This window comes from Maritimimonas sp. 2210JD6-3, assembly GCF_056591795.1.
The window spans coordinates 1-9092 of the sequence record NZ_JBWQOJ010000059.1 but is presented as its reverse complement, the minus strand read 5'-3'; the positions used below and the strand labels follow the sequence as shown (position 1 = coordinate 9092).

Annotated in this window: 11 protein-coding genes; 2 read left to right on the top strand and 9 right to left on the bottom strand. The window is 32.9% G+C overall.

Annotated features, from left to right (window positions below; translation table 11 throughout):
• Positions 1-409: 409 nt before the first annotated feature.
• From AC1EUY_RS15620 to AC1EUY_RS15605, 4 genes are read right to left on the bottom strand one after another with little or no spacing between them, the layout of a single operon-like run.
• Positions 410-1462: a PDDEXK nuclease domain-containing protein gene (locus tag AC1EUY_RS15620; RefSeq protein ID WP_480196486.1), complete on the bottom strand. Its 1053-nt coding sequence runs from the start codon at positions 1460-1462 to the stop codon at positions 410-412.
• Complete coding sequence (locus AC1EUY_RS15615; RefSeq protein WP_480196485.1) at positions 1455-2717, bottom strand: DNA methyltransferase; 1263 nt, start codon at positions 2715-2717, stop codon at positions 1455-1457. The genes AC1EUY_RS15620 and AC1EUY_RS15615 overlap by 8 nt, the downstream gene beginning before the upstream one ends.
• A gap of 2 nt (positions 2718-2719) precedes the next feature.
• A complete protein-coding gene (locus AC1EUY_RS15610) occupies positions 2720-4861 on the bottom strand; it encodes a hypothetical protein (protein WP_480196484.1) in 2142 nt (713 codons plus the stop codon).
• Between the two features lie 5 nt (positions 4862-4866).
• Positions 4867-5097, bottom strand: a complete 231-nt coding sequence (locus tag AC1EUY_RS15605; RefSeq protein WP_480196483.1) for a hypothetical protein — start codon at positions 5095-5097, stop codon at positions 4867-4869.
• Between the two features lie 457 nt (positions 5098-5554).
• Here AC1EUY_RS15605 and AC1EUY_RS15600 point away from each other — a divergent pair, with 457 nt between their 5' ends.
• Together AC1EUY_RS15600 and AC1EUY_RS15595 are read left to right on the top strand one after the other, a co-directional pair.
• Positions 5555-5788: a hypothetical protein gene (locus tag AC1EUY_RS15600; protein ID WP_480196482.1), complete on the top strand. Its 234-nt coding sequence runs from the start codon at positions 5555-5557 to the stop codon at positions 5786-5788.
• A 12-nt stretch (positions 5789-5800) separates the two neighbouring features.
• Complete coding sequence (locus AC1EUY_RS15595; protein ID WP_480196481.1) at positions 5801-6637, top strand: IS110 family RNA-guided transposase; 837 nt, start codon at positions 5801-5803, stop codon at positions 6635-6637.
• A gap of 473 nt (positions 6638-7110) precedes the next feature.
• Here the strand turns inward: AC1EUY_RS15595 and AC1EUY_RS15590 are convergent, their stop codons facing one another.
• The 5 genes from AC1EUY_RS15590 to AC1EUY_RS15570 form a co-directional block, all read right to left on the bottom strand.
• A complete protein-coding gene (locus tag AC1EUY_RS15590) occupies positions 7111-7374 on the bottom strand; it encodes a DUF1871 family protein (RefSeq protein ID WP_480196480.1) in 264 nt (87 codons plus the stop codon).
• A complete protein-coding gene (locus tag AC1EUY_RS15585; RefSeq protein ID WP_480196479.1) occupies positions 7371-7628 on the bottom strand; it encodes a hypothetical protein in 258 nt (85 codons plus the stop codon). Before AC1EUY_RS15585 ends, AC1EUY_RS15590 begins: the two co-directional genes overlap by 4 nt.
• A 139-nt stretch (positions 7629-7767) precedes the next feature.
• A complete protein-coding gene (locus AC1EUY_RS15580; protein ID WP_068449010.1) occupies positions 7768-8124 on the bottom strand; it encodes a helix-turn-helix domain-containing protein in 357 nt (118 codons plus the stop codon).
• Between the two features lie 2 nt (positions 8125-8126).
• The gene (locus AC1EUY_RS15575) at positions 8127-8420 is read right to left on the bottom strand and encodes a type II toxin-antitoxin system HigB family toxin (RefSeq protein WP_480196478.1); all 294 of its coding nucleotides are present in this window, start codon (positions 8418-8420) and stop codon (positions 8127-8129) included.
• Positions 8421-8643: 223 nt separating this feature from the next.
• The coding region (locus AC1EUY_RS15570; RefSeq protein ID WP_480196477.1) for a hypothetical protein at positions 8644-9092 on the bottom strand (449 nt) is incomplete at its 5' end.

Here is a 9092-nt window from a genome sequence, read left to right as displayed (position 1 = left end):
CATTGACATTCAATTAACTAATTAGAAATTAAGGAGCGACTAATTACTTTGTCGTTTTTGTACATAATGTTTAAAATTATGTAGCCTTTATTCAGGACGGGTCAAAATGGAATACAACGGTCTCGTATAAGAAAAGTAGGGTGGTTGTATGCGTTACTTTTCGGATTAAGCTAAAGCCGAATTTTTAAATTTTGTTAATTATCTTTTCTCTTTTTAATTATACCAAATTTAAAAATTTGGCGACTAGGCAAATACACACAGACCTTTCGATTAAGCACTTTTTGCCCTATTTTTTTTATACATTGTTACCTGTAGTGCTTTTCCGCAAACTTGCTAGCGTTGGCAGAAGACATACTCTTTTACAGTTTTGGTGGCGCATTGGCTGGCGCGACTGGAAATGTGTATGGCTTTAGCGTTGGCTTTTCCGTTCAGCTATTAATGATTTCAGTTCCTCTTTGCTTGGTAATACTGTTTTATACTTACTTGCAAAAATCTGCTCGTTATTTTCGGGCAAAGTATATTCCACAACGGATTCGCTCTTATCTCTACATAATACTATTCCGATTGTCTTATTCTCTTCCTCAAGCCTTATTTCGCGGTCATAGTAATTCACATACATCTGCATTTGCCCAAGGTCTTGATGCTTTATTTCACCTATTTTCAAGTCGATTAGCACGAAACATTTTAAAAATCGGTTGTAAAAAACCAAATCAATCCTAAAATGTTTGTCGTCAAAAGAAATTCTCTTTTGTCTAGCAACAAATGTAAATCCATTTCCAAGTTCCAAAAGGAAGTGCTCTAATTTGTCGATTATCTCTTGCTCCAATTCACTCTCCGAATATTCAGCGTGTTCAGGAAGTCCAATGAATTCAAGAATATATGGGTCTTTTATAGCATCTTTTGGTTTTTCTAGGATAAGTCCCTTCTCCGATAGTTCCTTTACTTTTTCCTTGTTTCTACTTAATACGAGTCTTGTGTATAATGCTGAATCGAACTGGCGTTGTAATTCTCTAACACTCCAATTATTTTTGAAGGATTCTATTTCATAAAAACTACGTTCGTTTTCATCATCAATACGCATCAATTTTAAGTAATGCGACCAGCTCAATATCATATTTTCAGATTTCCGTGACGCTGTTTCGGAAATTGCTTTCGAAGAAATCCGAGACAGCGTTTCGGATTTTTGATAAGCCAAGTAGAACTTGCGCATATTCTCCAAATTATCGACAGAAAAGCCTTTGCCAAATTCTTTAGAAAGCACAGTTGAAAGGCTTTTTAAAATCTTCTTACCATAATCAGCTCTCTCTTTGCCCTCTTGTTCTTCCTCAACTATCATTCTGCCAATTTCAAAGTAGGTTAGAACCATAGTTTGGTTTACTGAATGGACTACAGTATTTCTTGCAGATTGTAAAAGATTTAGAATCTGAGAATGAAATTTGTTATTTGATGGTTTATTACTCATTTTCAATTAAGTCTCCTAAAAAGTGTTGTGTGCTTTCTTTTATCAGTTCGTACGTCAAAATAGATTGACCATTTAATCGTTCATTTTTTTCAAAAGGATTTATGTCGGATAAAATAACTATTCTATCAGTTGCAGTTGCTTTTCCTTTTGTTTCTCCCCAAATTCTTGTCGTTTTGTCAACACCTTGAATATAATCAGAGAAAATCCAAACATTCTTGAATAATTTGTTTTCACGAATCATCATTGCAAATTCTCTTGCTAACGGAATAACGCTATTCGCGGATTTAGCAACATCTCCAATTACAAAAACTGCCGTTCCATTTGGTTTTAGCATTTTTTTAAACTCGGTAACTGTGGTTTTTGAAAATTTAACCCATTGATTAATGTTTAAATCATCATCTAATTTTTCAGATATTTCTATTGGGTCAGATTCTAAAAACCACGAACGTATCCAGTTTTGTTTAGCATAGTTAACAATACCCAAATATGGTGGCGAAGTGAGAAGCAAGTCAACTTTTCCTTGAAACTTTTTAAGCTCTTTAGAATGACTTATTTCTTTTGCATCACATTCTAATATGAATGATTCTTTTTTAGGTGAAGTATGTTTTTTAAAAACTCTTTCTACTTTTTCTCTTAGATTTTCAAAAACATTTCGATAAACTCGGTTAAGTTCCTTTGTTTGCACAAAACGTCTAACATAATCTGGTGCCATACTAAATGTATTGGGCATACTAATCGATAAATAACCAGAACTGCCATCTTTTCTTTCTCCTCCGTGCATAATTCCCAAAACGGCACCTATCAAAAACTGGTCTATTTTATTATCAGATTCGAGTAACATTACTCGTAAATAACAAAGTTCTGCAAGAGTTCTAGGATGAAAAATTAAATGGATTTCATCCGATTGCGCTTGTGCCTCTGGTAAGAATAATGCGTAATCGTAATCTTCTTCTAATTCATCAATTCTTTTTAGAATATCTTTAGGTTTTAAGTTGTGGCTTTTTGCTTTGCTTAAAGCGAGAGCGATTGGGTTTAGGTCTGAACCAAAAGATTTCCTGTTTAATATCCGACTTTCTAAAATTGTAGTTCCTCTGCCTGAAAATGGGTCAAATACTAAATCATTTTCATCGGTAAAATATTTGATAAAATAATTCGCAAGAGAAGGCGGAAATGCTCCTAAATAAGAGCATAAAGAATGAAATGGGTCTGAGTCACTTTTATTAGCCCAAGGTGTTATGAATTTTTTATCTACCACTCTTAAACTGTTTCTGATTCGACACTCTCCGTAACAATTAGCTCAAAGAAATCGTTTATCATTCCACAAACGGTTTCACTAGCATTTCTTAATTCGGATTCCTTAATTTTTTGATATACACCATCTGAAAGTTCGTTTTCTTCTTCTGTTAGAAATTTTTCAGGTTTATTCTGGTCAAGCATAAATGCGTAAAATGAAATATGCTCTAAATATTTGTTTTTAATATTTTGGACAGCTTGGTCATTTTGTCGTTGAGCTTTGGCTACAAGTTTTGTCAAGTTTTTATTTTCCTCTGAAATTGAAATGAAAACACCATCTTGAGAATTTGCAACTTCGCCAACATTTGTTTCATCCCAATTATTGTCTTGATAAATAGCACTATTTCTATCAACAAATGTTACTTCGATATTTGGCGATTTATTTTTTCCACTTCCATCAGTATTGGAATTTTCAGGACTTTCAACTGCAATCAAATCAATTGATGCAGAGATAGATTTTAATCTTGGTGGTCTTAGTTCTAATGAAATTTCTCCTTTTTCTCCTATTTCTAAATCTTCATTTGCCTTAAAAAATGCAATTCCATAACCATTAGTCACTCTCGCATTTCCTGTGAAAACGCCAAATGATTGTGGTTCGATAAAAGCTGCAAAAGTCTCTACTTTAGCAAAATAATTGGGATGTGCATCAGTTTTGAATTTGATAGAGAATGTTTTATTCGGATTTACTTCTTTTGGTGATTTCGTAACTATTTCAAAAAATGTTGGTGGGTCTTCAATTGTAATCTCTGGAAGTTTTTCAGATTTTGAAGTTTCGCCTAGAGTAGAAGTAGTAACGGAAGTTCCTTTACCAGAACTACTTAGAAAAGAATTAATTCTTCTAGCAAGCCTTTTCTTTAAACTATCTAAAACTTGTGTGTCATCTTTGGTAAAGTAACGTTGTCTTCTCTTATTATCTAGTCTTACAAGATTGTCATCTTCTTTTAAGGTGTCAATAGTTAGTTTTTTTAGGTCTGCTAGTATTGAAGTGTCCCTTAACGATTCTCTTGTGCTACTAAAAAGCTGTCTTTTAGAATCATTGTCCATATTATCAGCCTCAATTTGAACAATAATGTAACGGTCTAAAAATGGAAGTTTTAAATCGTTTTTGATAATTTCATTGCCTAATGTTCCTTGCTTTTGACCATTAAAACAGATGATTATAGGGTTTGAAACGCTTGCGTATCCAGTAATTCTATTTTTTGGATTTTCTCCAGTTGTATTTAATACCCAATAATAGATTTTTAAAGAACCATCTTTAAAGGTCAGCGATACTTCATTGTAATAATCTAAATTTGGATTATTAGTTAACAATCGATTATTACCAGTAACTGTTCGGTTGACAGTTTTTTCTTTTCTTCTATCAGAAATTGTAAAAGGAATAATTGGGTCAAATAAATAATTGTGAGCTAAATACCACAATGAATTTGTCTGTGTAGTTAGGACTCCTTTGTATTTTACTATGTCCATCATTATATGACGAACTAGTGTTCCAGGTTCAAAAACTTTATCATCAATTTCGATTTTCTTCTTTCTCTGGTCTGTGAAGAAAGGCTTTGAGATAATAATAGTAAGATTGTTATAAGACAAAGCTGTTGAACCACCTTGACCATAAGCACCCATTAAATGAAGTTTACCAATTTTATTATTACCGTTTAGGTCTAAAATTGTTTCTGAAAATTGTTCTGGTTCAAGTCCTATACCTTTATCTCTGATTTCTACGGTTGGTTTTGTGTCTTTTCCTGAATCAAATAATGTTACTTGAATTTTATCTGAAATGTCTTTGATTCTGTTATCTAGAGCGTCTTCTATTTTAGCGATTCTACCATCAGGAATGCCATACCAAATTTCTGCTGCTTTTCTCGGACTTTTTATATCATTTGGTTCTTCTTTTATTTTCCATTCTTTTTCTAATACAGCATCAATTGCATTTGTAATTCGCTCGGTAACTCCTGAAGCTGGGTCTGTACCTATATTAATGGTTGCTAGATTGTTTTTTCTATTACCAACTGGGTCCCATCTCATTTTGGACTTACCAATTTTGATGAGAATTTTTCTTACTTCTTCTGCTTTATGAGCTACTAGCAGGTCTTTAAATAATTGCTCCATATTTTTTAAAAGTTAAACGAGTCTGTGTTGTTTTTTAAATTCTTTTTGTACAATGTTTCCATTGTTTTTAATTCTTGTTTAATTGCTTTTACCATTTTGTTCAAATCTTCCTCGTCATATTCATAATTGTTCTCATTTGAACATTTTGATAAACTGCGAATTCCTTTAAGAATATTTTCAACTCTTCGGGAAGCTACTCGCTTAAAACGGTCTTTTTTCAGTTCAGAATTATCCATTATTTCAGATATTCGTTATTTTATAATCACAAATATACATTTATATCCTATATTTTGTAAAATGTAGTGGTGTTTTTTTGAGCGCAAAGGCTAGAAAACAGCTCTTTTATTTTTTAGAGCAATGGAAGAAGCGTTTGGCAAAAAATAAATGTGCTGTTTGTGCGGCTGGATTTTTTAGCAATATGTTCAATGGTTTGCACAATTTTCTGCATTACAGGTAACGGTCTTGTGTATGAAACGTAGCGTGTAAAAAGGTATTACTTTTCGGATAAACACAGAGCCGAATTTTTATGTTTTGTTTTTATCTTTTCTATTTTAAAAGCCAAATTTAAAAATTTGGCGGTCTTTATAAATAAGCACAAACCTCTCGATTTAGCACTTATTAGCTATGTTTTATAGCATCGATGAAAAAGCAGTAAGTCGAGTATCTTTAAAGATCATTAAAAATCGTTAAGATATGGAAACTCAAATTACTGCCTTACCAAAGTTATATATAGGAATTGACATACACAAGCGAAGTTGGAAAGTTCATTGCTCTACGGACTTGTTTTCAGGTAAGTCTTTTAGTATGCCACCTGAGCCAGAGCAATTAAAGGTATATGTAGATAAACATTTTAGAAATCATGAAGTCAGTGTAGCTTATGAAGCTGGTTGTTGCGGTTATTATGCCCATCGCAGTTTCGAGAATTAGGGATGGGAATCATTGGTTGTAAATCCATCGGATATTCATCGCAGAGGCAAGGAACGTTACACCAAGACCGACCGTATTGATGCACAGTTGATAAGTAGAGAGTTAAAAGATGGTCGATTAACCAGTATTCATGTTCCCGACATGCATCGAGAAGCCTTACGTAGTTTGTTTAGAAGGCGAAATGATTTGGTTAAGGACTTTAGGCGTATTAAGAGCTATATCAAGATGCAATTGTTGTATTTCGGTATCAAGATACCAGAGCAGTATGATAATGACCATTGGAGTCATAATTTCCGTAATTGGTTAGATGCTATTGAGTTCCAGTATCCTATAGCCAAGTCAAGCTTAGAGAGTCGTCTGCGTTATTTTCGATTTGTAGATTCAGATTTACGTTTGGTAAGTAATGAGTTAAGAGCTTATTGTCGAAAGCATTTTAAGAAGGATTATTATTTACTTCGGAGTATCCCAGGAATAGGCGGTATAGTGGCCTGTGGGATATTAAGTGAATTGGGAGATTTGCGACGGTTTAATAACCTAAAACATTTATCAGGCTATGTAGGATTGGCACCAGGAGTTTATCAGAGTGGAGCTAATAGTAAGACCATGGGCATCACCCCAAGAGCACATCGTTTGATACGCTCCTATTTTATAGAGGCCTCATGGCAAGCTATACGTACAGACCCTGTAATGCAGTCGTATTATCGTAAACATCAGGGAAAGAATAAAAAATTTCTTGAAACGAACTATCCCCAAGGCAGAGCCATAGGGGTATTTCGCTCGTTTCATTTTGGTCTTATCAGACCAAAAACCGAAATTTTATTATTTAGATTCCCGTTTTCACGGGAATGACAATTTCAACGGAAACCCCGACGCAGAGCGTCGAGGAATTCTTTTCGATTAAAGTAGCAAGAAAGTTGCTTAGTAGAACTTTAGCTGTTATAAAAACAGAGACACCTTATGAAATAGGAGTTATAGAATAGAATAAAATATAAACCAATAACAAAGCTCACAGAGAAGTATTCAAAGCCTATATCACAAAACAACGTGGGTGAACTAGATTTAGTATCACATTTTTATAGCAAGTGGCTAGGCTTATTATAACTTATAATCATACAGATGCTGGTGAATCCCGCTAAGGCGTGATATCACAAATAGGATGCGGAGCAAGTTATATAAGGTGTTGAAGTATTGATAATCCTATCGGAATTATCAACAATTCAACACCCCAAAACTATCAATATGAGATAATTAAAAAATAAATAGTAACTTTGAAGAACTGGGCTAGTGCTTTTCATAAGACACCGTGTTGTGCTTTCGTGTTTTTATTTTTTATTAAGCATTGCATAGATTTTTTTAGCAATAATTTTGCATTTTACTGGATCTACATGAATTCCAAAAGCTTGATTTAATACAGAATATATCAATTTACTTATCTGATCGGACGTGCTTTTCTCTTTTACATGCCACAGAATATCAGTCGCTTCAGTTTCATAATTATTTAAATCACTTATTTGAGTAGACATATCTCCAAGTGGGTTCCATTCTGTTAATAAAGTTTTTACCTTAGATATTTGTTCTTTGTTCATTTTATATCAGATACGAATTGTGATCGAGCTTTTCCGTCAATTTTTAAGCCTCTAATTTTACAGTATGTTTTTAACTTATTCAAATCAACAACATAATCATTAACGATTAAACCTTTTGAAGTTAAGTTGCGTTTTGCTTCTAAATAGGATTTGTGCCAATCTTCCCAAAAGTCATGCATACTATCCCTGTCGTCAATTATTTTCAGGAATTTTTTCCAGTCTTTTTTACGATAATATGCCATATTAACTTCCATAATAAACTTTTATCTTATTTTTCAGCATGTCTAACGGTCTCGTATAAGAATAGTTGCGTGTTTGTCAGCGAGGATTTTCGTAAGCAGGCTCGTGCCAAGCAATTAATTTTATACGTTGTTGCCAACTGGCTTTTTTCAATTAATAATCTTGAATTAAAACTTCAGTAGGAATATGTAGAGTAGTGTTGAGTTTTCTAATCATATCTAGAGTTAGTTTTCTTTTTTTATTCAAAATTTCGCTAACTCTGCTTTTAAATCCAACAACTTCTGCTAAATCCTTTTGTTTCATTCCCATTTGTTCCATTCGGAATTTAATTGCTTCGATTGGGTCAGGCATTCCGATTGGGAATTGTTCATTTTCATATCTATCAATCAAAATTGACAGGATTTCCAATTCGTCTCCATCTTCCGTTCCTTTTTTTGCATCAAAAATTTCCTCAAGTCTGTTGAGTGCGTTTTGATAGTCTTTTTCGTTTCTAATTGGTAATATTTTCATGATTAGATATTATTTGCGTCAATTTTATCATATTCAGCGTGAGTTCCGATAAATCTTATCCAGCATATTCCGTATTCAAAATTAAATTTTACAATCAAACGATAATTATTACCTTTTATATTGTAAACAATTCGATTGTCTTTTAAAATACTAGCACTTGGATATTCATTTTTTAATTCGTTAATATTGTTCCATTCGGATTTTTCAGTTTCTCTATACCACGATTTTAATTGTTCTTCACAATCAGCGTGTTTTTCCCAAAAATCTCGTAAAGTTCGTTTTGCGATTACTCTCACATTATAATTGTTTGACGCAAATATAATAAAAAAGTTACCGATTTGGTAATTAATTCGATTTTTTTTAGCTTGTTGGTAACGTGTTTGTATAAGATTAGTTGCGTTGTTTAACGCACTAAAGTTAGCAAATACAAACCGAATAGAAAATCCGCGAGGATTTTCGTAAGTAGGCTAGAACTAGCAATAAATTATATACGTTGTTGCCAATAGTGTTTTATTTCAGTTATTGATATTTATATACTTTTCCGCTGTCTTGTATTTCAATTTTTTCAATATCGTTTAAAGGTATTTCTCTTCTCAAATTTTGAATAATTCTTGAGCGAGCACCTTTCAGAGTATCATTTTCTACTATTACAGTATCGAAAAGAAGGATATATTTTTTTCCGTTTTTTCTCGTTATCCGCATTTCCAGTTTCGGTGAATTTTCAATTTTCACATTATTTCCGTTCTTGTCAACTACAACTATAGATTTTACACTATTCGCTTGGTATTTCAAATTCGAGTATGAAGTCGGATTATTAATTTCAACATCACGCATTTTTTCGTTTCCAGATTTTATCATCTGTTCACGGAAACTTTCTACTGGAATAGTGTAAGTCTTACAAGAAAAAAGTAAAGAGAAAAGTCCCATTATTATAACTGTTTTATATTTCATTTTTAAGTTCGGTTTAC

Bases quoted from the DNA above. Each gene is read 5' to 3' on its own strand.
- AC1EUY_RS15620 (WP_480196486.1), bottom strand. From the start codon at position 1,462: ATGAGTAATAAACCATCAAATAACAAATTTCATTCTCAGATTCTAAAT.
- AC1EUY_RS15610 (WP_480196484.1), bottom strand. From the start codon at position 4,861: ATGGAGCAATTATTTAAAGACCTGCTAGTAGCTCATAAAGCAGAAGAA.
- AC1EUY_RS15605 (WP_480196483.1), bottom strand. From the start codon at position 5,097: ATGGATAATTCTGAACTGAAAAAAGACCGTTTTAAGCGAGTAGCTTCC.
- AC1EUY_RS15580 (WP_068449010.1), bottom strand. From the start codon at position 8,124: ATGAAAATATTACCAATTAGAAACGAAAAAGACTATCAAAACGCACTC.
- AC1EUY_RS15585 (WP_480196479.1), bottom strand. From the start codon at position 7,628: ATGGAAGTTAATATGGCATATTATCGTAAAAAAGACTGGAAAAAATTC.
- AC1EUY_RS15590 (WP_480196480.1), bottom strand. From the start codon at position 7,374: ATGAACAAAGAACAAATATCTAAGGTAAAAACTTTATTAACAGAATGG.
- AC1EUY_RS15600 (WP_480196482.1), top strand. From the start codon at position 5,555: ATGGAAACTCAAATTACTGCCTTACCAAAGTTATATATAGGAATTGAC.